Origin of the sequence: Acinetobacter sp. ANC 4204 (assembly GCF_002135205.1) — a bacterium.
Classification (GTDB): domain Bacteria; phylum Pseudomonadota; class Gammaproteobacteria; order Pseudomonadales; family Moraxellaceae; genus Acinetobacter.
This window is the reverse complement of sequence record NZ_NEFZ01000008.1, coordinates 14,076-36,864: the sequence shown is the minus strand read 5'-3', so window position 1 is coordinate 36,864 and position 22,789 is coordinate 14,076. Positions and strand designations below refer to the sequence as shown.

General features: G+C 42.1%; 23 protein-coding genes. 14 read left to right on the top strand and 9 right to left on the bottom strand.

The annotated features are described in order from the left end of the window. Nucleotides 1-3: 3 nt before the first annotated feature. Nucleotides 4-642 carry a glutathione S-transferase family protein gene (locus B9T36_RS15045; protein WP_086210280.1) on the top strand — a complete coding sequence of 213 codons (639 nt, stop codon included), beginning with the start codon at nt 4-6 and terminating at the stop codon, nt 640-642. Here the strand turns inward: B9T36_RS15045 and B9T36_RS15040 are convergent. Beyond that, complete coding sequence (locus B9T36_RS15040; RefSeq protein WP_171264487.1) at nt 639-1,871, bottom strand: GGDEF domain-containing protein; 1,233 nt, start codon at nt 1,869-1,871, stop codon at nt 639-641. The two genes, B9T36_RS15045 and B9T36_RS15040, sit on opposite strands and share 4 nt — an antisense overlap. Before the next feature lie 229 nt (nt 1,872-2,100). On the opposite strand from B9T36_RS15040, the gene B9T36_RS15035 reads away from it, so the two are divergent. Then, nucleotides 2,101-2,667, top strand: coding sequence for an FMN-dependent NADH-azoreductase (locus tag B9T36_RS15035; protein WP_086210279.1), 567 nt, complete (start codon nt 2,101-2,103; stop codon nt 2,665-2,667). A 76-nt stretch (nt 2,668-2,743) separates the two neighbouring features. On the opposite strand, the gene B9T36_RS15030 is transcribed toward B9T36_RS15035, so the two are convergent. Continuing rightward, on the bottom strand, nt 2,744-3,655 hold the full coding sequence (locus B9T36_RS15030; RefSeq protein ID WP_086210278.1) for an alpha/beta hydrolase: 912 nt from the start codon (nt 3,653-3,655) through the stop codon (nt 2,744-2,746). Nucleotides 3,656-3,811: 156 nt separating this feature from the next. On the opposite strand from B9T36_RS15030, the gene B9T36_RS15025 reads away from it, so the two are divergent. Then, entirely contained in the window at nt 3,812-4,249 is a 438-nt protein-coding gene (locus B9T36_RS15025; RefSeq protein ID WP_086210277.1) for a DUF2147 domain-containing protein, read from the top strand. Nucleotides 4,250-4,296: 47 nt separating this feature from the next. Here B9T36_RS15025 and B9T36_RS15020 read toward each other — a convergent pair whose 3' ends face one another. Continuing rightward, a complete protein-coding gene (locus B9T36_RS15020) occupies nt 4,297-4,647 on the bottom strand; it encodes a Spx/MgsR family RNA polymerase-binding regulatory protein (RefSeq protein ID WP_086210276.1) in 351 nt (116 codons plus the stop codon). Between the two features lie 463 nt (nt 4,648-5,110). Beyond that, complete coding sequence (locus B9T36_RS15015; protein WP_086210275.1) at nt 5,111-5,929, bottom strand: exodeoxyribonuclease III; 819 nt, start codon at nt 5,927-5,929, stop codon at nt 5,111-5,113. Nucleotides 5,930-5,968: 39 nt separating this feature from the next. Between B9T36_RS15015 and pyrE the strand changes: the two genes are divergently transcribed. Continuing rightward, nucleotides 5,969-6,619 carry an orotate phosphoribosyltransferase gene (gene pyrE, locus B9T36_RS15010; RefSeq protein WP_086210274.1) on the top strand — a complete coding sequence of 217 codons (651 nt, stop codon included), beginning with the start codon at nt 5,969-5,971 and terminating at the stop codon, nt 6,617-6,619. A gap of 38 nt (nt 6,620-6,657) precedes the next feature. Here the strand turns inward: pyrE and B9T36_RS15005 are convergent, their stop codons facing one another. The 4 genes from B9T36_RS15005 to B9T36_RS14990 all read right to left on the bottom strand — a co-directional run bounded on the left by B9T36_RS15005 (nt 6,658) and on the right by B9T36_RS14990 (nt 10,801). Next, nucleotides 6,658-7,518, bottom strand: a complete 861-nt coding sequence (locus B9T36_RS15005) for a methylated-DNA--[protein]-cysteine S-methyltransferase (RefSeq protein WP_086210273.1) — start codon at nt 7,516-7,518, stop codon at nt 6,658-6,660. A 188-nt stretch (nt 7,519-7,706) separates the two neighbouring features. Next, complete coding sequence (locus B9T36_RS15000; RefSeq protein WP_086210272.1) at nt 7,707-9,953, bottom strand: TonB-dependent receptor; 2,247 nt, start codon at nt 9,951-9,953, stop codon at nt 7,707-7,709. Between the two features lie 198 nt (nt 9,954-10,151). After that, nucleotides 10,152-10,349 carry a DUF3565 domain-containing protein gene (locus tag B9T36_RS14995; RefSeq protein WP_086210271.1) on the bottom strand — a complete coding sequence of 66 codons (198 nt, stop codon included), beginning with the start codon at nt 10,347-10,349 and terminating at the stop codon, nt 10,152-10,154. Further along, nucleotides 10,349-10,801, bottom strand: a complete 453-nt coding sequence (locus tag B9T36_RS14990) for a MarR family winged helix-turn-helix transcriptional regulator (protein WP_086210270.1) — start codon at nt 10,799-10,801, stop codon at nt 10,349-10,351. The genes B9T36_RS14995 and B9T36_RS14990 overlap by 1 nt, the downstream gene beginning before the upstream one ends. Nucleotides 10,802-10,977: 176 nt before the next feature. Between B9T36_RS14990 and B9T36_RS14985 the strand changes: the two genes are divergently transcribed. From B9T36_RS14985 to lpxC, 9 genes are all read left to right on the top strand, one after another. Further along, nucleotides 10,978-11,460, top strand: a complete 483-nt coding sequence (locus tag B9T36_RS14985) for a glutathione peroxidase (RefSeq protein ID WP_086210269.1) — start codon at nt 10,978-10,980, stop codon at nt 11,458-11,460. Nucleotides 11,461-11,676: 216 nt separating this feature from the next. Further along, nucleotides 11,677-12,621 carry a glutathione synthase gene (gshB, locus tag B9T36_RS14980; RefSeq protein WP_086210268.1) on the top strand — a complete coding sequence of 315 codons (945 nt, stop codon included), beginning with the start codon at nt 11,677-11,679 and terminating at the stop codon, nt 12,619-12,621. Nucleotides 12,622-13,102: 481 nt separating this feature from the next. Continuing rightward, nucleotides 13,103-14,200 (top strand): undecaprenyldiphospho-muramoylpentapeptide beta-N-acetylglucosaminyltransferase, encoded by a 1,098-nt coding sequence (gene murG / locus B9T36_RS14975; RefSeq protein ID WP_086210267.1) that lies wholly within the window; start codon nt 13,103-13,105, stop codon nt 14,198-14,200. A gap of 12 nt (nt 14,201-14,212) precedes the next feature. Continuing rightward, entirely contained in the window at nt 14,213-15,661 is a 1,449-nt protein-coding gene (murC, locus tag B9T36_RS14970) for a UDP-N-acetylmuramate--L-alanine ligase (RefSeq protein WP_086210266.1), read from the top strand. A 56-nt stretch (nt 15,662-15,717) separates the two neighbouring features. After that, a complete protein-coding gene (locus tag B9T36_RS14965; RefSeq protein ID WP_086210265.1) occupies nt 15,718-16,647 on the top strand; it encodes a D-alanine--D-alanine ligase in 930 nt (309 codons plus the stop codon). Further along, nucleotides 16,648-17,502: a cell division protein FtsQ/DivIB gene (locus B9T36_RS14960; RefSeq protein ID WP_086210264.1), complete on the top strand. Its 855-nt coding sequence runs from the start codon at nt 16,648-16,650 to the stop codon at nt 17,500-17,502. Between the two features lie 66 nt (nt 17,503-17,568). Further along, nucleotides 17,569-18,831, top strand: a complete 1,263-nt coding sequence (gene ftsA / locus B9T36_RS14955) for a cell division protein FtsA (protein ID WP_086210263.1) — start codon at nt 17,569-17,571, stop codon at nt 18,829-18,831. A gap of 163 nt (nt 18,832-18,994) precedes the next feature. Next, a complete protein-coding gene (gene ftsZ / locus B9T36_RS14950; protein WP_086210262.1) occupies nt 18,995-20,191 on the top strand; it encodes a cell division protein FtsZ in 1,197 nt (398 codons plus the stop codon). Nucleotides 20,192-20,314: 123 nt separating this feature from the next. Further along, the gene (gene lpxC / locus B9T36_RS14945) at nt 20,315-21,217 is read left to right on the top strand and encodes a UDP-3-O-acyl-N-acetylglucosamine deacetylase (RefSeq protein WP_086210261.1); all 903 of its coding nucleotides are present in this window, start codon (nt 20,315-20,317) and stop codon (nt 21,215-21,217) included. A 97-nt stretch (nt 21,218-21,314) separates the two neighbouring features. Here lpxC and B9T36_RS14940 read toward each other — a convergent pair whose 3' ends face one another. Beyond that, entirely contained in the window at nt 21,315-21,755 is a 441-nt protein-coding gene (locus tag B9T36_RS14940) for a DUF721 domain-containing protein (RefSeq protein ID WP_086210260.1), read from the bottom strand. Nucleotides 21,756-21,864: 109 nt separating this feature from the next. Here B9T36_RS14940 and B9T36_RS14935 point away from each other — a divergent pair, with 109 nt between their 5' ends. Further along, nucleotides 21,865-22,545, top strand: coding sequence for a M23 family metallopeptidase (locus B9T36_RS14935; protein WP_086210259.1), 681 nt, complete (start codon nt 21,865-21,867; stop codon nt 22,543-22,545). Nucleotides 22,546-22,789: the final 244 nt, after the last annotated feature.

The window sequence follows — 22,789 nt, the reverse complement described above, 5'->3', positions numbered from 1 at the left end:
GTGATGCAACGTTTATATATTGCCAATAAAAACTCCTCCAGTTGGTCAATGCGAGCGTGGTTGGTTTTAACCGCATTTAACATCGACTTTGAAGAGGTACTCGTTCGCTTTGATGCGACAAACCCCAGTTTTAAAGAGCAACTATCCCATATTCATGCCAATGCTCAAGTACCTGTTTTAGATGTAGGAGAATTTAGAATTTGGGACTCTTTAGCGATTTGTGAATATTTGGCTGAGCAACATCCAGACTTAGCACTTTGGCCAAGAGCTAAAGCGTTAAGAGCGCAAGCACGAAGTATCAGTGGTGAAATGCACAGTAGTTTTATGGCACTGCGTGAATTGTGCCCAATGAATCTTCAGATGCAATACAGCACAGCCGAAGGTCAAGCACTTTGGGAGAAGCATGCGGCATTAAGAGCAGATGTTGCGCGGATTGAACACATTTGGGCTAAACGTGCAGACGCGCATGCTTTTTTATTTGGCAATTTCTGTATAGCCGATGCCTTTTATGCACCTGTGGTGATGCGTCTCAAGAGTTATGCATTGCCCGTATCTGAGCAAAGCCAGCAGTATATGCAACAGATAATCAAGCATCCTGCTGTCAGTGCTTGGATCCATTCTGGATTAGAAGAAGCTGTCTAGTGACGTGAAATATGAGGGTTATCACGGCATTTGGACTCGTATTCAATTTCAGAAGCACCGATTTCAAAATAGCATTTAATTTGATTCCGTCCTCCGGCTTTCGCTGCATAAAGTGCTTTGTCAGCTTGGTTTAATAATTGTTGGGGTTTTAATTTATGTGCAGATAGGGCAATACCGAAACTGGCAGTGATACGAATCGAACGTCCATCTTCATTTTCAATAACCAAAGATTCAATGGCTGCCCGACAACGTTCTGCAATACGGCGCGCACGATGTTGCGAAGAACGCTTTAAGATTAATATAAACTCTTCGCCACCATAGCGACCTACGATATCCTGTTCACGTAAATGCTCACTCAATTTTTGACCGACTGCAATTAAAACTGCATCTCCCATATGGTGTCCGAACTGATCATTGATATTTTTAAACAGATCGAGATCTAGTAGCACAATTGCATAAGGAGAATGTTTCTCATGACGTAAGTTTTCTAAGTTTTGGCTAATACTGCGTCGGTTAAGCGTGTTGGTGAGGGGATCAATCTGACTTAAACTTTGGATCTGTTGTTCACGATGACGCCACTGGCTAAGTAAAATTTCAAATAAAATTAAGCAAGTGATTAAGATCGGAGTAATGAAATACAACATCGAAAATAACCAGAAGCCATTAAGAAAAAGCTTCCCATCAATGATAAAAAGAGGGGAGTAAGGGACAACGTCAATAAAACTCAGATATCCTGAAAAAACTAAAAAACTCGTGGCAGGAATCAGCATCATATAAATGATTTTGCGTTTAAACAGCACTAAACCCAGCGTCAGTAAACAAATGTAGGCAATCATGGTCATTGGGCTTAAAACCCCAACAAAATAGCTGTCTTGGCAAAGTGAAATCACAAAGATACCGATGGCGACATAAGGTAAAAAGCGTTGCACCCATGCGCGATCCTGTAAAGCATAGCAGGGGTAAATCAGCCCTAAGAGCACCAAACAAAAAATAGAATTCAGCACAAATTGAATGCGAACAAACTCGATATTAACCACCTGCCAGTATTGAGGGTTCATTAGAATAAACGTATCCCAGCCTAGCCAAGCAATATGGATGGTACAGGCTAAAATAAGCATCAGAATACATTTTTTCAATGTACTCCAATTCATAATGACTTCCTCTTCAAGTAGATAGCGAGAAAGTTTATTTTTCGTTAATTTTTTAGAGGCAACGGCTAGTGAATTCATTCAATATTCTTATCCTTTTATTTTCGTATTATTTTTTAATTTAAATATCATTATCATTAATTTTAAAATTGAAATACAAGATAGCACCTAAAATCATAGTAAAAATATCCCTACAAAAAGGGAAAAGTGTTCTATTTTTGAAACATAGTGTTTTACTGAAGTGCATTATTCTGGTAGGGCAATTCTTTTAATATGCTCCTATTAAAGAAAGATTAGTCTGGAATATCCCATGAAAGTTTTACACATTGATTCAAGTATTATGTCTGATGCTTCTGTGTCTCGTCAGTTAAGCCAAGCCATTGTGTCGCAACTTATAGAAAAGCATCCTCAAGCCCAAGTTGAGTATTTGGATTTGGCGACACAACCAATTCCACATTTAGATGCAGAAATCTTGATGGGGCAAAATGCAGAGCAATCGGCTTTAGGTGAACGCATTATTCAACAGTACCTCGATGCAGATGTCGTGGTCATTGGTGCAGCAATGTATAACTTCGGGATTACCTCAACATTAAAAGCATGGATTGACCGCATTAGTGTTGCTGGTCGTACTTTTAAATATACAGAAAATGGTCCTGTAGGTTTGGCTGGTGACAAAAAAGCATATATCGCCAGTAGTCGTGGTGGTGTTTATGGCGACAACAGCCCTGTTGATTTCCAAGAAGGTCTTTTGAAAACAGTGTTTAACTTTACTGGTGTGACAGATGTTGAAATCATTCGTGCAGAGGGTGTGAATATGGGGCCAGAGTTGAAAGATCAAGCCATTACAGCAGCATTGGCACAGGTAAAAACCATCTAATCACAATAAAAAGCAGTTTCATGATTCCTCACTCGGTCAGCCTCAGGCTGACCTTTTTTTATTGAACTAATGATATCTAGTCTTGGTCGAGTGATTGAGCAAAAGTGGCAATATCGTCCAAGGCCATTTTGGCTTCGGGAAACCATGCATTAAACATTTGGAAGTTATGCCACATGCCCGTGTAGAGTTTAAAGGTCACGTCCACACCGGCTTTTGTTGCTTTATCTCTAAACCGTTGTGCATCATCTAACAGAATTTCTTTTGAACCGACTTGCACGAGAGTCGGAGGCAGATCGGATAAATCATCAAATAATGGAGAGACAAGTGGGTCAGCAGAATCAATTTGCTTGGGTAGATAGTACTCGATGCCTGTTTCAAGGGCTTCAATGGATAACAGCGCATCTAACTGGCGGTTATAGCGAATAGATTCACTGGTTAAACTTAAGTCCAAGAAAGGCGAGAGTAGAATCAGTCCACTAACCTGTGAGAGTTGTTCATCGCGAATACGCAGTGCTAAAGCCAATGCTAGATTTGCACCACAAGAATCGCCAGATAAAATAATGTCTTTGGCTTGTATCCCTTGTGCTAATAAAACTTGGTATACATCTAATAGTGCATCAATGGCCTCAGGATAAGGATGCTCAGGTGACAAAGGATAATCCAGATGGATCACCTGCATGTGCGTGCTTGCAGCAAGGTCTGAGACAAATGCGCGGTGGGTATTCATTGAACCTAAAAAGAAAGCCCCGCCATGAATGTGCAAAATGAGCTGAGTGGCCTCGGTTTCAGCTTTCAGTTCTTCCGCACGCAAGCCTGCAAGACGCAGAGGGCGAATTTGAACGGATTTATTGAGTGGGAATGCACGACACATTTGCTCAATGAGAAAACGCTGACTACTGGGAGGGAGGCTAAATCGACTCGGGGTTCGAATCGTGGTTTTTAAAAACTGCTCTGTAATAATTTGTTTCCATGGATCGGCAATCTTCATAGTTATTCCATTTTATTATTTGTTTTACCTTGAGTTTGTGTATTTACCAACATAATTTACAAGGTTACACTAATTAGTCACATTGAAAAATTGAAAAATTGTTGTGACTTTTTAATAATGATAGTCGTCTATACTAGACTAGGGAAATGACAAAAAATGAAAAAAATTGCACTTGCATTAAGCGTACTGGGATTGGCCGCTCTAACTCACGCAGCAGATCCACTTAATGGCACAGTTTGGAAAACGATTGATGACAAAACAAAGCAACCGCGTGCGGTTGTGAAATTCACTGAGCAGAAAAATGGAACTTTAACTGGCAGTATTCAAAGCATTCTGACACCTGGTGAAGAAAATGCATGTACGAAATGTGAAGGTCCGTATAAAAACAAATCATTGAAAGGTTTGACAATCGTACATGGTCTAAAAAATGTCGGTGGTACAAAATACGATGATGGTAAAATTTTGGATCCGAAAAATGGTAAAACTTACAGCTTAAAAGGTGAGTTAACTTCGGGGGGTAAAAAGCTTGAACTCCGTGGTTATCTTGGCGTTGCTGCTTTAGGTCGTAACCAAACATGGATTCGTGTGAATTAATATATAGTCTAAAAAAGCCGAGCAATTGCTCGGCTTTTTTGTTTTTGTTATGCTTTTAAGGCGCGAATTGCATCTTCATCGAAACCCACAACGAAACCATTTGCTGTCGCAATGACAGGGCGCTTAATCAGGCTGTGGTGAGTGGTGAGTGCATCAATCAACCCTTGCTCTGAAGCTAAAGCGGTCTGTTGTTCTGCTTCGGTCAGTTTACGCCAAGTGGTGCCTTTTTTATTCAGAACGACATCAGTACCTAGTTGATCCAGCCATGTTTTTACGGTTATAGCATCAATCCCTTGCTTTTTATAATCATGAAATTCATAGGCCAAACCTAATTCACTCAGTAGGTCGAATGCTTTCTTCATCGAGTTACAATTTTTAATGCCATAAACCTTCAACATGGGAAACCCTTTTTGCTTTTAATCTGGGTTTAGAGTAGCTGAAAAAAGAGGATGGCTCTAGTGCCGTGTTTTAATCTGAAAACGTCATGTGTTTGTCATAAAAGGTATTTAAAATAGAAATCAAGAAGAAGAGAATTGTTAAAATACTAATCTAAGAATAATAATTAAAAAAGAAGAGACTAAAAAAGAGAAAACCCGCATTTAATCATCCTGATCATGCGGGTCTCATTACAACGTCCATTGTCACATCCTTGAGAGCAAACTAAAACTATAGCTTGTTCAATTTCATCCTACGGCTTCCTGTCCTTGTGCTGTCATCCTGACATCGTCCCTTTGCCGTGGAAACATAATGCACTGATTGATTGATCAGAAAAAGACTCAAAAAACGGCAGATAATGTAAGTTAAAAACCCATCCTCAGTAAACACTTGTTCACTGAGTATGGGTGAAAAGTGGATATTTCACTAGATTTGATAGTCAATAATAACGGGTGCATGATCGCTAAACCAAGTCTCTTTATAGACCCAAGCATTGACTGTACGGGCTTTCCAGTCAGGGGAGCAAGCTTGATAGTCAATCCGCCAACCCACATTTTTGGCACGGGCTTGCCCACGGTTTGACCACCATGAATAAAGTTCTGCTTCTTGACGAACTTCACGGAAAGTATCGACATAGCCAAGTTCATCATAAATGTGATCAAGCCAAGCACGCTCATGCGGTAAACAGCCTGAGGCTTTTTGATTGCCTGACCAGTTCTTAATGTCGATGCGTTTATGCACGATGTTGTAGTCACCACAGACAATCACGGACTTATTTTCTTCACGCCATTGTTTCAAAATTTGTTTGTATTCTTCTAAAAAGTGATCTTTACGTACTTGTGCTTCTTCGCCAGAAGAACCCGAGGGTAAATAGAGTGAACAAATATGTGCGGTTTGGTCTAAACCTAAGTCAAATTCAGCGGAAATAAAGCGACCTTGAGAATCGGCCAATTCAAAACCAAGCCCATCCGTGACTGAAACAAAGGGTAGACGGCTATAAATGGCAGTGCCTGCATAACCTGGACGTTCGGCAGGGAACAGGTGGGTATGCCAACCTTCAGGTTTAAATTTATCCGTCCATTGTTCGTGGGTGATACGAGATTCTTGCATGCAAATCACATCAGCATCTGATGTGGAAATCCAATCAAAAATCCCTTTTTTTTCTGCAGAACGTAGACCATTTACGTTAATTGAAACCACACGTAAAATTTTTTGATCACTTGGATAGCTACTCTTTGGTATCATGCGCAAGTCTTACCTCAATTTGAAAATTCGGAGCACCGCATGACAACGCAAGCGACATTTAACCCTCAAGCTTTTATCGAACTCGCATTATCACGTGGCGTGCTTAAATTTGGTGAGTTTACTTTAAAATCGGGTCGTGTGAGTCCTTATTTTTTTAATGCAGGTCTACTCAATGACGGCGAAGCCTTGTCTCTCTTGGCTTCTGGCTATGCAACCAAACTGACAGAATGCAACAATGTTGAGGTGGTTTTTGGTCCTGCATATAAAGGAATTCCTTTTGTTGCAGCGACAGCTGTGGCGTTGTCGCAAAACCATGGTGTGAGTGTGCCTTGGGGGTTTAACCGTAAAGAAGCCAAAGATCATGGTGAAGGCGGGGTCTTGGTTGGTGCATCTGTTGCAGGCAAAAAAGTCTGGATTATTGACGATGTGATTACTGCGGGCACAGCGATCCGTGAAGTGGTCACCATTTTGAAAAATGCAGGTGCGCAGATTGCAGGCGTGTTAGTGGCATTAGACCGTCAAGAAAAAGGTCAAGGTGATTTGTCTGCGATCCAAGAAGTGCAAAAAGAGTTGGAAATTCCTGTACATGCATTGGTGACCATGAAAGATTTGATGAATTATTTAGAGGCTAAAGGTGAGACTGAAGCGTTAGCCAAAATGGAAGCCTACCGTGTGAAATATGGCGTCTGAACGTTGAAATAAAAAAAGGAAGCTACTGCTTCCTTTTTTTATTCGCTCTCTTTTTCGGTTGATGTTTGGCTATGCGCACCTTCCCAGCCAATCATCGCAGTTTTACGTGTTGTTCCCCACATATAGCCACCACGTTGCCCTGAAGACAGAATGACCCGATGGCAGGGAATTAAAAAGGCAACAGGATTGTTGCCAATGGCTGTTCCGACCGCTCGTGAAGCACGTTCTTGCCCAATCTCTTGAGCAATCTTTGCATAACTGCTGAGCCGTCCCATGGGGATTTTAAGCAGACTTTGCCAAACCTTGAGCTGAAAGTCAGTGCCTTTCAGGTGCAGTTTAATCTCTGATAGGCTGTTTTGATCTTGCTGAAAAATTGCGAGCGCTTTACGTTGTAATTCATCCTGATCTTCAATAAATGTCGCGCGTGGGAACTGTGTTTTTAGATAGATCAATGCATCTTGATTTGTTTCGGTAAAGGCCATATGGCAAATGCCTTTAGGGGTTGAGGCAATCATGACTGAGCCAAAAATGGTTTCGGCAAAGCTATAGTGAATGTGGAGTGCTTCACCTCCATGTTTGTATTCTGCGGGCGTCATACCTTCGATTTGGACAAATAAATCATGCAATCTGCTGGTACTAGAAAGGCCAGTGTCAAAGGTTGCTGCAAAAATATTATGTTCTGTGTGATTTTTCAAAACCGACTTGGCATATTCCACACTAATATATTGCAGAAATTTCTTTGGACTGACGCCTGCCCATTCGGTAAATATGCGTTGAAAATGTGTAGGACTTAAATGTACGTGTTCTGCAATTTCGGTCAAACTGGGTTGCTGTTTGAAGTTTTGTTCAATGTATTCAATCGCCCTTGCCACACGTGTGTAGTTGGTATGTTCTGTCATGATTACTCACGGAAATCATTTAACTTAAGAAAACAGTAACAAATCGAGTGAGGCCTGAAAATCCGTTTCTTGCGCTTTATAACAAAAGGCTCAAAGTGTGTATGGATTGGCTCAGTCGTCCTTCGGCAAGCATAAAAAAACGGAACAGTGACCTGTTCCGCTTGAGTTAAAACTTTATTGAAGGCAGTTTAGAACTGGTAGTTTAAACGCATCAAGAAGCTACGTGGTGTACCTGGCATAGAGTCTGAACGCCAGTATTCTTTATTGGTCAGGTTGCTGACAGCTAGGGTTAGGTTCCATGGATCAGCACTATACCCAATGGCAGCATCGACACGATTGAAACCATCCATCTTGGTCAAGTTGTTGATGTTTGGATAGTAAGAGCCAACATACGTTACACCAACTTCACCATAGAGCTTTTCGGTAGGTAAGTAGCGCACAAACAGGTTGCCTGTATTTTTAGAGGTATTAGAAAGAGTATTTCCTACATTTTCAGGCTTTTCTTTGTCCTTTTTGACTTGAGCATCGGTGTAACCATAACCACCACGGACAAAAAGATTATCCAATACGCGACCAATAAAGCTAAATTCTAAGCCTTTGGATTGATGTTCGCCACCCACAGCCCATACGTCTGGAACATCTGGGTCTGGACGGTAACGGATATTCTTTTTACGAATGTCATAAACAGAGAACTGGGTATTGAGGCGTTCATCGAACCAATCACTTTTGACTCCCATTTCGTATTGTTCGTTATATTGTGGCTCAGCATTAAAGATGTTCATATCTTGGCTTGCTGATGAAATTGGATTGACACCCATAGAGCCGCCAAAGGGCGCAAAACTTTTGCTGTATGATGCATACAGACTTTGATGTTCATTCGGTTGCCAGACTACGCCGACATTTGGGCTAAATGAATCATCATTAATAGATCGTTTACGTTTATCTGCAGCGACATTTGGTAGTTTATTGGTGGTAGAAAAATCATAGCTGTCGTAGCGCATACCAAGCATGATTTTGAATTGTTCATTCAAGCTGATTAGGTCTTGGGCAAAGAAGCCTAAACTTGTGCCTTGATTATAATTGTGTTGACTGATTTTAAGTGGGCCTGTACCACGACTAGATTGGCGCTCACCTGTGATTGGGTCTACATAACCATAAATTGCAGAACCGTTTTGGTTGGTATTGGCTAAACGTGGTTCTCGTTGTTCATAGCTCCAGTCACTGCCGAATACAAGATTGTGTTTAATTGATCCTGTATTGAATTCACCTTTAATATCAAAGGTGTTGCTGGTAGTTTTATTGTCTGTTTGTTGCCAATAATAAATTTGAGAGATGTCACCTACATGACCTTGGCATGTACCTGCATTACGGATTACAGTAGTTGCTGTTGCACAGTATCCACCTAAATAAAAATGATCAAAATTTTGTTCTGCTTGTCTATAGCTTGCAGCCCAATGGAAAATCCAATTTGGCGCAAATTCATAGCTTAAATCTGAGCGAATGACTTGTAATACATCGTCGACATAATCGCCATTTTGTGCAAAGCCTGTTTTAATGGATGTTCCACTAGGCAAGATACTATAACTTGGACCACGGTCAGGTACTCGCCCTAATTTGTCATAGGTATATTGTGTGGTCCACGTGAGGGTTTCCTCATCATTTTTATACGTGAAACTTGGCGAGATCATCTCAATTTTACTGTCGATGCCTGAACGGAAACTATCTGCTTCGCCGTATTCACCTGTTAAACGGACAGCCCAATTGTCATTTAATACTTGGTTAATATCTGCTGTCGCGCCATAAGTGTCATATGAACCGACATAGGTACCGACTGAGCTTTTCGAGTCAAAATTGGCGTATTTACTGACCATGTTGACTACACCACCGCCCGCGCTACGACCATATAACACCGAGGCAGGGCCTTTTAAAATTTCGATCCGTTCAATATTGGCTGTGCTACGGCGGACTTGACCACTTTCACGAATTCCATCACGGTAAATATCACCCGAGTCGGCAGAGAAACCTCGAAGGGTAATGCCATCACCGCGCATATCGTAGCTGGTGGATACCCCTGGTGTGCCTTGTAGCATCACACTGAGGTCATTAGAGCCGTAGATTTTATATTTCTGTACATCAATGGTGTCAATGGTTTGAGGGATGTCTTTTTTCTTTAGACCATTACGGGTGACATTGGCCTGATCATAATCGACATAGCTTTTGATTGGATCAAGTTCACTCATTGCCTCAATTTTTAAGGTGGGTAGAACTGCTGCTGTGCCCGATTTGTTTGTCATCGCTTGAGAGGGTGGGTTCTCATTATTTTGTAGTGTTGCTTCATCTGCATAGGCTGCATGTGCACTTAAAATCATAAAGCTGAGTAAGCTATATTTGAATAGAGCGGAGCCACGGAGTGGGTAGGCTTGAAGTTTGGTCATGGGGAAGGCTCAGAGAGATTAAATGGGTAATAAAAGTGAGAATTATAATCATTTACTAAAAATGAACAAGACTTCGTGGAAAATTCATTTTTCCTACATAATTGGATTGGGTTTAAAAGAATGGCTAAAGGTGCTGTTTAATTATTTTAATTAGTTGATAAGTAATAAATTTAAAATCAGAAGGACATTGGAAAAGCGTTATTGAACAGGATTTTCCAGACATTTCTTAGAGTTTAAAAGAACGCCGATTTTTTCTTGGCGTCCGTGCTCAGTTAGTACCCACGGGCGGTTTTGCCATGGTGGCGTATGGCGGACATGCTGTGTGTGACCGCAGGCAAGCTCAGCTACCCAATGATGCTCTTCATCGAGATGAAAACCAATAATCGCTTGTTGCATTAAGCATCTCGACCAGCGTGTTGGGTCTGTTCCAAACCATTTAAAAAACGCTGACACAGTTGATGGATAGTCGCCAAATCATGAGGATCTAGACCTAAAGAACATGCCAGTTCAAATGGAATCGCCATAATTTTGTCTTTAGCTAGGAGTGCTTTTTCCAGAAGCACGACTTTTTTCATACGTTCATCTTCCTTGACTGCGACACGCTTTAAAAATTGTTTTTCTTCTAGCTTCTTAATAATGGGGGTTAAGGTGCCTGAGTCAAAAAAAGTTTTTTGTCCAATTTCAGTCAACGTCACATTGTCCTGCTCATATAGAGCCAATAAAACAATAAACTGCGGATAGGTCAGATCATAGGCTTGTAGGCGTGGGCGGTATTGACGGACCATGGCATTGGTTGCGGAATACATGGCAAAACACACGCGGTTTTCTAAAAGTGGGGTGTCAGCCATGTTGCATGTCCTTGAGGATTGGTATTTAGAAAACAGTATAAATGAAATGGAGGTGGAAGTATATTGCGTGTAATAAACTTGCACACAAGTTAATTGTGTGCAATATTATTTGCCGCTATAGGTCAACCCTTGAAGCGACTTTAACGAATGATATTTTGATGAATGGAAGAGATGTAATGACGACAATTTATGATTTTCAGGCCGAGCTGTTGGAAGGCGAGCAAAAAAATCTAGCCGACTATCAGGGCAAAGTTTTATTGGTGGTGAATACCGCTAGCCAATGTGGTTTAACCCCACAATTTGAAGGTTTGGAACAGTTATATCAGGACTACCAACAACAAGGTCTTTTAGTTTTAGGTTTTCCATGTAACCAATTTGCGCAGCAAGACCCTGCGAGTAATGAAGAGATCGGCAGTTTTTGTCAGCGTAATTATGGGGTTTCTTTCCCGATGTTTGCTAAGGTTGATGTGAATGGTCCTACTGCGCATCCGCTGTATCAGTATTTAACGTCTGAGGCGAAAGGCATTTTAGGCAGCCAAAGGATCAAATGGAATTTCACCAAGTTTCTGATTAATCAAAAAGGGCAGGTGGTGAAACGTTATGCGCCGATCGTTAAACCTGAAAAAATTGCTCAGGATATTCAACGCCTTTTGGCTTAAGTTGAAGCCATTTGCGAGGAAGGTGGAAATAGCAGTAGATTTACTGTTTCTTTCCACCAAGTAAGCACTTTGAATTTATTTAATAATGCTAATGTATTGTAGCTAATTGAATAAAATAGATTTTTTAATATTTAATTAATACACAACTTGTTGTGCCCAAAGCTGAAAACTTCGCTATACTTTTTGCCAAGTTTTAAAAATATGAGCGTGAGACTTATGCGTGTACTGGTAGTGATGGACCCGATTGAAACGGTGAATCTGAAAAAAGATTCTACGATGGCAATGTTATGGGCAGCAAGCCGTCGCGGGCACGAGCTGGGTTATGCATTACAACACGATTTATATATCGACCAAGGCAAAGCCTTTGGTCTGATTTCTCCCTTAAAAGTGTTTGAAGATTACGATCATTATTATGATTTGGGCGAACCACAAAAAGAGTCCTTGGCGGATTACGATGTGATCTTGATGCGTAAAGATCCACCGTTCGACATGAACTTTGTGTATACCACTTATATTTTGGAACAAGCGGAACGTGAAGGCGCGTGGATTATCAATAAACCACAGTCCTTACGTGATTGTAATGAAAAACTGTTTGCTACGCAGTTCCCTGAACTTCAAGTTCCTACACTGGTGACTTCACAACAAAGCCTGATCCGTGAATTTATCAAAGAACATGGTGATGTGATTGTGAAGCCCCTCGATGGGATGGGTGGCATGGGAATTTTCCGCTTATATCAAGATGGTGTGAACATCGGCTCAACTCTAGAAATGCTGACTGAAATGGGTACACGTCCGATTATGGCGCAGCGGTATATTCCTGAAATTGTTGAAGGAGATAAACGCATCTTGCTGATCAATGGTGAACCGATTCCCTACTGTTTGGCGCGTATTCCGCAAAACGGTGAAGTGCGTGGGAACTTGGCTGCAGGTGGTTTGGGTCAAGCCCGTCCCTTGACTGAAAATGATAAGGCGATTGCCGCGAAAGTGGGACCCTTCTTACGTGAAAAAGGATTGGTTTTTGTTGGACTCGATGTGATTGGCAACTATGTGACCGAAATTAATGTGACTAGCCCAACCTGTATTCGTGAGATTGATGCACAATTTGGTACTTCGATTGCCGATACTTTATTTGATGTCTTGGAAGCAGGTAAAGCCAGCTAAATCGACAGAAAGAGGAACCTGAAAAGGTTCCTTTTTTATTTCAATGAATAGGGAAGTTTTGAAATAAGGACATGGCTTACCGCAAAGTGTATAAATTGGGTTGAAGATAAATCACACAGTGCTACATGGCATTACAAATTTTCATTCTGTTCAAATGTTTCAGCTCAGAGGGTATTTCTATTTGCTAAAAATGAGGTTCCCATTCTTTTAGAGTTATATTAAATAATTGATTAAAATCATCTTCAATGTTTTATTTTTAGATATAAAACATGGTGCTGTCGAGCTTAAATGTGTGTGGTAGTTTGAGTAAAAATGTATATCTGATAACAAATCTAGTTTAAACTCGAAAATCAGTAGAAAAAAACAATCAAATGCCTGTTGAAAAAAAGTAAATAATCTTTCGCGGTTATGCGTTTGTGATTACAATTGATCGCTTAAAATTGAATTTTGTTTCCATATTTTAGAATTGAAGAATTAGACTGTGACCGAAGCAACACAAACAAAGCCGAAACATGTAATGATGATGGCTGCCGGAACGGGTGGACATGTTTTTCCAGCACTTGCTGTGGCTAAGGAATTACAGCAACAAGGCTGCCAAGTCTCATGGCTTGCTACGCCTACAGGTATGGAAAATCGCCTACTTAAAAATCACGATATCCCGATTTATCAAATTGACATTCAAGGTGTGCGTGGCAATGGCTTAGTCCGCAAAGTATTGGCACCCTTTAAAATTTTAAAAGCCACGCTAAGCGCAATGCGCTATATGAAGCAGCTCAAAGTCGATGCGGTTGCAGGCTTTGGGGGCTATGTTGCTGGACCGGGTGGATTGGCTGCGCGTGCACTGGGTATTCCAGTGATTATTCATGAGCAAAATGCGATTGCGGGTTTTACCAATACGCAGCTATCACGTATTGCAAAAACAGTATGTCAAGCTTTTCCAAATACCTTTGCTGTACAAGATAAAATTGTGACCACGGGTAATCCAGTCCGCAAAGAAATTACGGAAATTTTAAATCCGTCTTGGCGCTATCAAGAGCGTCAAAAAGCTGGCGTGCCACTGCGTATCTTAATTGTTGGCGGTTCGTTGGGCGCACAAGCATTAAATGAACGCATTCCTGAAGCCTTGAAGCAACTCAATGTGCCTTTAAGCGTTTATCATCAGTGTGGTCAAAACCATGCAGAGGCGACACAAGCGCGCTATGCCGATGCACCTGAACAGCTTCAAGTTGAGGTTCAACCTTTTATTGAAGATATGGCTCAAGCCTATAGCGATGCTGACTTAATTATTTGCCGTGCTGGGGCGTTAACCGTGACTGAGATTGCCACTGCTGGTGTGGCTGCAGTGTTTGTTCCGCTGCCGAGTGCAGTGGATGATCACCAAACGGCCAATGCAAAGTTTTTAGCCAATATCGGTGCAGCCAAAATTTGCCCACAAGCAAGTATGACGTCCGAAAGTTTAAAAGAATTATTATTACCCTTGATGAACCGTCAGTTATTGTCTGAAATGGCAGTGAAAGCACGTCAGCAAGCACAACCCGATGCAACCCAACAAGTGGTTCGTTTAATTCAAGCATTGTAAACCGAGTATTTTATGTCACCATCTACACCTGCTGATCAAGCAAAAAAACTTATTAAAGTGCCAGAAATGCGTCGTATTAAGCACATCCATTTTATTGGAATTGGTGGTGCGGGCATGTGTGGTATTGCAGAAGTGCTCAAGAACCAAGGCTATAAAGTCTCAGGTTCGGATATCAAGGCGTCAAAGACAACAGCACAGCTTGAAGAAAATGGCATCAAAGTTTATATCGGTCATACGGCTGAAAATATTCAAGGTGCCAACGTGATTGTGGTGTCAACTGCGATTGATGCTGAAAACCCTGAAATCAAAGCAGCACTTGAAACCCGTACACCAGTGGTCCGCCGTGCAGAAATGCTGGGTGAGCTGATGCGTTACCGTCATGGGATTGCTGTTGCGGGAACGCATGGTAAAACCACGACCACAAGCCTAGTCACTTGTATGTTGGCAGAAGAAAACCTTGATCCAACCTATGTGATTGGTGGTTTATTGAACCGTACTGGTGTGAATGCTGCGCTCGGTGCGAGTCGTTTTATCGTGGCTGAAGCGGATGAATCAGATGCCTCATTCCTGCATTTGCAACCGATGGCCACCATCGTGACCAACATTGATGCAGACCACATGGACACTTACGGCGGTAGCTTCGATGTTTTAAAAGATACTTTTGTACAGTTCTTACAAAAACTTCCATTTTACGGCTTGGCTGTGGTGTGTGGCGATGATGCCAACATTCGTGAAATCATGCCGCGTATTGGTCGTCCATTGATCACCTATGGTTTTAATGAAGACAATGACATTCGTGCCGTTGATATTGAACAAGAAGGTATGCAGTCGCACTTTACCGTCTTGCGTAAAGATCGTGAGCCTTTGCGTTTAACCATCAATTTGCCAGGTTTGCATAATATTTTAAATGCACTAGCAGCGATTGGGATTGCGACCGATGAAGGTGTATCTGATGCTGCGATTGCTCGTGCGTTGGAAAGTTTCAGCGGTGTGGGTCGTCGTTTCCAAGTACAGGGCGAATTTGACATTGAAGGTGGCAATGTGAAATTGGTGGATGACTATGGTCACCATCCAAAAGAAGTCGAAGCAACCATTAAAGCTGCACGTGCAAGCCATCCAGACCGTCGTTTAGTGATGATGTTCCAACCGCACCGTTTTAGCCGTACGCGTGACTGTTTCGATGACTTTGTGGATGTACTGTCACATGTCGATCAGTTGTTGCTGCTTGAGGTCTATCCTGCGGGTGAAAAACCGATTGTCGGTGCAGATAGTCGTTCACTGGCACGTAGTATTCGGTTACGTGGCGATGTAGAGCCGATCTTGATTGATCCCGTTGAAGGTAATCTGCAACATGCCTTGAAAAAAGTGTTACAAGCAGATGACTTGTTATTGACGCAAGGCGCAGGTAATGTGGGTGCTATCTCGATTGAGCTGGCAAACAATCATTTGTATTTAAAATAATCACGCTTTGTGATTACTCAATCAATAAAACAGTTATAAAGTTTAAGGATATCAACGTGTCAAATGCTTCAAAATTCGGCAAAGTTGCTGTGTTGCTTGGTGGTAAATCTGCTGAGCGTGAGGTTTCTCTAGATAGTGGTACTGCTGTACTTGACGCATTGGTTCGTTCGGGCGTGAATGCTGAAGCTTTTGACCCGCAAGAACGTAGTGTGACCGAATTGGTGGGGTATGATCGTGCGTTTATTGTGTTGCATGGTCGCGGTGGAGAAGATGGTCAAATTCAAGGCGTCTTGGAGTGGTTGAATATTCCATATACGGGAACTGGTGTGCAAGGTTCTGCAATCGGAATGGATAAAGTGAAAACCAAGCAAGTTTGGCAGGGTTCAGACTTACCTACAGCACCTTATCGCATTATTAGCCAAGAGTCAGATTTGGCTGAAGTGGTGGCGAGCTTGGGGCTTCCGTTGATTATCAAGCCAGTACATGAAGGCTCAAGTGTTGGCATGAGTAAGGTTGAAAAAGCAGAAGATTTGGCGGCTGCAATTGCCAAAGCGACGCAACACGATGCTGTGGTGATGGCTGAAAAATGGATTACGGGACGTGAGTTCACCATTTCATTCTTAAACGGTCAACCGTTGCCTGTGATTCGCCTGCAACCGCCTGCGGATGTGGCGTTTTATGACTATGAAGCAAAATATCAACGTAATGATGTGGAATACGGAATTCCGTGCGGTTTAAGCATTGAAGAAGAGCAAAAGTTGCAAGCGCTTTGCCTTCGTGCATTCCAAGCGGTAGGTGCAAGTGGTTGGGGCCGTATTGATGCGATGCAAGATGAGCAAGGCAACTTTTGGCTCCTTGAAGTGAATACTGTACCAGGTATGACCAGTCACTCTTTGGTGCCGAAAGCGGCAAATGCAGTGGGTTACAGCTTTGATGCGCTTTGTGTGCAAATTTTAGAGCAAACACTGACAGGTGCGACTCACTAAATGGCGCAATTACCAGCTTCTATGCGCCGCAAACGCGCAGCGATTACGTCGATACACGATAAACCACCAACGCGTAAGGAAAAGCTTGCGAATTTTGGTGGTTGGGTGATGTTGGTCGTTGCAATAGCGGTCTTGTTGGTTGGTATTTATGGCTTATATCAAGTCATGACAGATGCACGTGTGGCTGAACTCGATGTGGTTGGTGTGCGTTCTGATGCGGAAAAGAGTCAGGTTATGGGGCATGTGTCACCGACCATCACCCATAACTATTTCACCTCAGATTTAGAAGACATTCGCGATCGAACTTTAGAGTTGGCTTGGATTGATCGTGTGGTGGTTTCGCGTGCGTGGCCGAATGCGATTCGCGTTCGTGTCATGCCAAAGCATGCTATTGCACGTTGGGGGACAGGGCGTCTCTTAAGTGATAGTGGTGATGTGTTTAGCGAAGTGACACCGAAAAATAATCAAAATTTACCGTTATTGCATGGCCCAATCAGTCAATCAAAAATGATGATGCGCCGTTATAATGAAATTAATCAGTTATTCCAACCAGTCAACCTCCGTTTAAAAGAATTATATTTAACGGAGCGGATGACTTGGTTTATGCAGTTCGATTCGGGTTTACGTGTTATCGTAGATCAGGATCAAACCATGAGTAAACTACAACGCTTGAGTTATTTGGCTCAAAGTGATTTGAAGCCAGTTTGGGACAAAGTATCCGCTATTGATTTGCGTTATCGGAATGGCTTAGCCATTCAATGGAAGAATACTGCTGCACCAAAGATAGCAAATGGTCATTTTGTTGTAACGATTGATGACACAAGCATTGCAGGTGGAGTGGCAGCAAAGCCATAATACTTGGCTTTAAAACAGAGGCATAAAGCCATAAATTAAACAAACATGTGATGGTAGTAGTAAATAATGAATGAAGCGGTTCCCTCAGTTGTTGCGATTGACATTGGGACGCACAAAGTTTCAGTTTTGATTGGTAAGGTACATGCGCCAGATAATATCCAAGTGATAGGAATGGCAACTGCTCGTAACCGAGGCATGAATAAAGGAAAAATTGTAAGTCTTGATAAAGTCATTACAGCAATAAAAAATGCCGTGCAAGAAGCAGAAGATATGGCCGAATGCCGTGTCCATTCCGCATGGGTATCTATTCCCAGTGCAGAGTTAAAGAGCTTTTATGCGTCGGGACGAACACCAGTTGAAAATACTGACCATACAATTACAACAAGTGAAGTGGTTCGTGCATTAGAGTTGGCCAAAGCTAGCCACATGACCTCGGATCATTATCTGGTCAGTGCGGTTCCGTTGGGCTTTGAGCTAGATGACTCACCAGAATGGGTACAGAACCCAATACGTATGTCTGCACATAGTATGATTGGTCATTATCAACTGATGATGTTACCAATTAGTACTATGCAAAACCTTGATCGCGCACTTAAAGGTGCCAATATCGGGGTGGAAAAGTTGGTCGTATCTTGTTTGGCAACGGCAGAAGCAAGTCTGCTCAAAGATGAAAAAGAGTATGGCGTCTGTTTAGTGGATATTGGTGCAGGTACCACCAACATTGCGGTGTATTTAGATGGGCGTTTAGCACTGACGCATACTTTACAGCGTGGTGGTGAGCATGTCACCCGAGATATTGCTGCTGTGTTACAAACAACCACTGAAGAAGCGGAACGAATTAAACTACTCTATGGTTGTGTTGATATTAAATCGGTTAAACCAGACCATATGATTCAGATTCAAGGGATTGATGGTCCGCAAACGATTAGCCGTATTGAGTTGACTGAGATTGTGGTTGCACGTTATGAGGAAATCTTAGGTCAAGTACGCCAAGAACTTGAGCGGAATGGTGCAATCCATGGTTTGTATCATGGTGTGGTCCTAACCGGTGATGCCAACCAAATTGAAGGCATGGTGACGTTGGCACGTCGTATGTTGGGCGTATCAGCACATTTGGGTAATCCGCCTGTGCATGTGACAGCAGACGAGCAAAATATTGCAGCATTACGTCGTTCGCAGTATGCCACAGCAGCGGGTTTGTTGATGTTTAGTCAAAGTGAAACACAAGAAACGATTGTTGAGCCTGAAGATACAGAAAAACTATCGCTATTCAAACGCGTTGGGCGTGCTTGGTCTGGACTCAATGACAAGCTGAAATCTGTTTTTTAAGTTGAATTTTTTTGGAATATTGTTAAGAAGTTGTACAACGCATCGCTTAAACTTGACAAGCTATGGCTTGCACAGCATGCTTAAAAGCAATTTTGTTTATTAAGATCAAGGCAGTATACGGGCTTAAGTGACTGCCAATAACGAATTAGGAAATCTATAGGTCATGGCCTCATTTGAATTTTTAGAAGATGATCAAACCGATAGCAACGGTCAAGCCCGTTTTACTGTGTTTGGTGTTGGTGGTGCAGGTGGTAATGCCGTACAACACATGCTTGAGTCAGACATTCAAGGTGTAAAATTTGTATGTGCCAATACGGACAAGCAAGCGCTAGACCGTATGAATGCACAATTCAAAATCCAGTTGGGTGAACAAAGTACTCGTGGCTTAGGTGCTGGTGCCAATCCGAATGTGGGTCAAGCAGCGGCTGAAGAAAGCCGTGACTTGATTCGTCAGCACCTTGAAGGCACTGATATGGTGTTTGTGACTGCGGGTATGGGCGGTGGTACAGGTACAGGTGCAGCACCAGTGGTTGCTGAAATTGCCAAAGAAATGGGTATCTTAACCGTAGGCGTGGTAACGACACCATTTAACTTTGAAGGTAAGCGTCGCCTTCAATCTGCTGAGCAAGGGATTGAAGCATTAGAAGCGCATGTAGATTCTTTAATCATCATTCCAAACCAACGCTTGTTAAAAGTTTTCCGTGACATCTCAATGAAAGATGCCTACAAAAAAGCCGATGATGTTCTTCTTAATGCGGTACGTAGTATTTTTGATTTGGTGGTACGCCCAGGTCATATTAACCTTGACTTCGCTGACTTGAAAACAGCGATGAGCACACGTGGTTATGCCATGATGGGTGCTGGGTTAGGGCGTGGTGAGAACCGCGCACGTCAAGCGGCTGAACAAGCGATCCGTAGCCCGTTGCTAGATAATGTGACCATCATGAATGCCAAAGGTATTCTGATCAATGTAACGGGCGGCGATGATGTCACCTTTGGTGAAATCGAAGAAATTACCGATGTTGTGAACCAAATTGTCGATCTAGACGAAGGCCAAGTGTTCTACGGCACAGTATTTGATCCAGATGCGCGTGATGAAATCAGTGTCACTGTGATTGCAACTGGCTTGACTCGAAATTCAGCAGATTCTGCTGAGCCCGTGAAACGTCCAAATGCACATGTGCAAGTAGCACAACATGGGCATACAACGCAAGCGGTAGTTGAAGATGATGATGTACCAGCAATCCAGCGTCAGAACCAAGATGCGGCTGCGACAGCAAATTCTGCATCTGCTGTGAGTGCGGCGCGCCCAACACCAATGAGTATTCAAGATTATTTGAAAAATCAACAACGTAAGTAGTGCTTGCCCGTGTGGTAATTCCGCATTATTTGAAGAAAAGGTAGTCTCTGACTACCTTTTTGTTTTTTATCAATGGCTAAATATGCTAACGTATAGCGGTTTAGTGGTGAGATGATATGAAACATGTTGAAACAAAGAACTTTACAACGTGTCGTAAAAGCAAGCGGTATTGGTCTGCATAGTGGGCAAAAAGTTTTAATTAACTTTGTGCCACATCATGCGGACGGTGGAATTGTATTTCGTCGTATTGATCTTAACCCACCTGTAGACATTCTTGCCAATGCAATGCTAATTCAAGAAGCATTTATGTGTTCTAACTTGGTTCAAGAGGATACCAAGGTCGGTACCATTGAACATGTCATGAGTGCGATAGCTGGTCTGGGCATTGATAATCTGATTATTGAAGTGTCTGCATCTGAAGTGCCAATTATGGATGGTAGTGCTGGCCCTTTCATTTACTTGCTCATGCAAGGCGGCCTAAAAGAACTAGATGCCCCTAAAAAATTTATAAAAATTCTAAAGCCTGTTGAAGCACTCATTGACGACAAACGCGCCATTTTCAGCCCACATAAAGGGTTTCAACTGAATTTTACTATTGATTTTGATCACCCCGCCTTTAAGAAAGAATATCAATCAGCCACTATTGATTTTTCAACTGAAACCTTCGTTTATGAAGTCAGTGAAGCCCGTACTTTTGGTTTTATGAAGGATTTGGATTATCTCAAGGCCAATAATTTGGCTTTGGGGGCCAGTTTAGATAATGCAATTGGGGTTGATGAAACGGGTGTAGTGAATGAAGAAGGTTTACGCTTTTCGGATGAATTTGTTCGTCACAAAATATTAGACGCCGTCGGTGATCTTTATCTGCTTGGTCACCAAATTATTGCTAAATTTGATGGATATAAGTCAGGCCATGCTTTGAATAATCAGTTATTACGCAATGTTAAAAGTGACCCAAGTAGCTATGAAATTGTAACATTTGATGACGAAGATCAGTGTCCAATTCCATACGTGAGTGTGACTTAAGTCATTGTCTTTGCTATGTGATGTTATATTGTAACTTTTGATATTGTGATGTATTTCACATTTAAGTAATTGGGTTTAGACCGTATTCAAAGCTGGGTTACTTTTTTTTGCTTGCCAAACGGCGCATTGCTTGGCTAAGCTTAGGGTCGCTCACAAAGTCAGCAGCACCTCGAATTAGATCTTGAGTTTCGGTGCTGAGCGATCTTGAAATAGATTGTATTTTTGCGGGTGTTTGGGATGGGATTCTCAAACGAACTTGGAGTTTTTGTAAGTCCTTAAACTCGTCAAGTTGCGACAGTTGTGCAATATATTGTTTTTGAAGGTAACCAAGTTGACTAATCATCGCTTGATTTTCGCCGGTAATCGTCAAAATACCATATTGATAACAAACAACCTGCCACTGCTCTGGTTGCGGTAGGATAGGTTGGATCAGTTTAGTGAGTTTCTGCCATGCAGCAACTTGCTTTGAGAGAAACGTTAAGTTTCCTGTTTTTATGTGTTTTCTTGTTTGTTGAAAGAGATTCACTGGTTCGGACATACATATTTCCTTCATGTTGATGTCTTAATCTTATGCGTTCTTTTCAGTAGATATCAAGGACGAGATCACGCAAGAAATGTTTGTAAGAACAGTTTGAAGAGGTTTTTTTATGCATATGCGACGTATTTTGTTGGCTTTTTCTTTTGCGGCATCGGCTGCGTCTGTGGCCTTCGCCGATTTAGTTGAGCTCAATACAAATAACGCATCTTCGGATCGAATTGAGCAACTGACACGCACTTTGTCAGAAGGTGCTTATACTGCAGATGATATTGATCTTCCTGCTGAAACGAAAATGTCAGTGCAGCTCCGTGAGAAAACAGTTGAGCTTAACAATGCTTCCCTGGCTAAAAAATACGGCTCAGAATCTTCTTCAAAAGGTTTTTCAAACAACCCTCATTCATGGCTAATTGCACATCCATTACCAAGCGCACGGGTCAGTTCAAACTATGGCGGTCGTACGATGAATGGTCGTGCAGAACGTCATTCAGGCCTTGATCTTGCTGCACCAAGTGGTACTCCAATTTACGCAACAGGCCCAGGGATTGTGACCAAGTCAGGTTGGGGTACAGGTTATGGGCAATATGTTGAAATTAACCATGGTAACGGGTATATCACACGTTATGCACATGCTTCACGTTTAATCGCTCGTGTTGGTGACCGTGTAGACGCTGGTGAGCATATTGCGAATGTGGGCTGTACAGGTCGTTGTACTGGCCCACACTTACACTATGAAGTAGTTAAAGATGGTCAACGTAAAAACCCATCGACTTATCTCGCAATGTTGCCTTAATCCGTTTTGAACGATGATCCGAATTTACCGTTGGTCTGATGTTTGAAAAGGAATACAGGTCTGACGTAACCTAAATTAGCATCAAAAAATCGCATTAAATGTATAAAAAACCGCCCAAATTGGCGGTTTTTTGTTAACTTGGGTAACGAATGGTCAATGACTATTTAGTTGCTAAATAGTAGGGGTGGGCCATATTCAGCTGTAGCGATACTCTTATAGGACGAAAGTATGATACATATTAGCT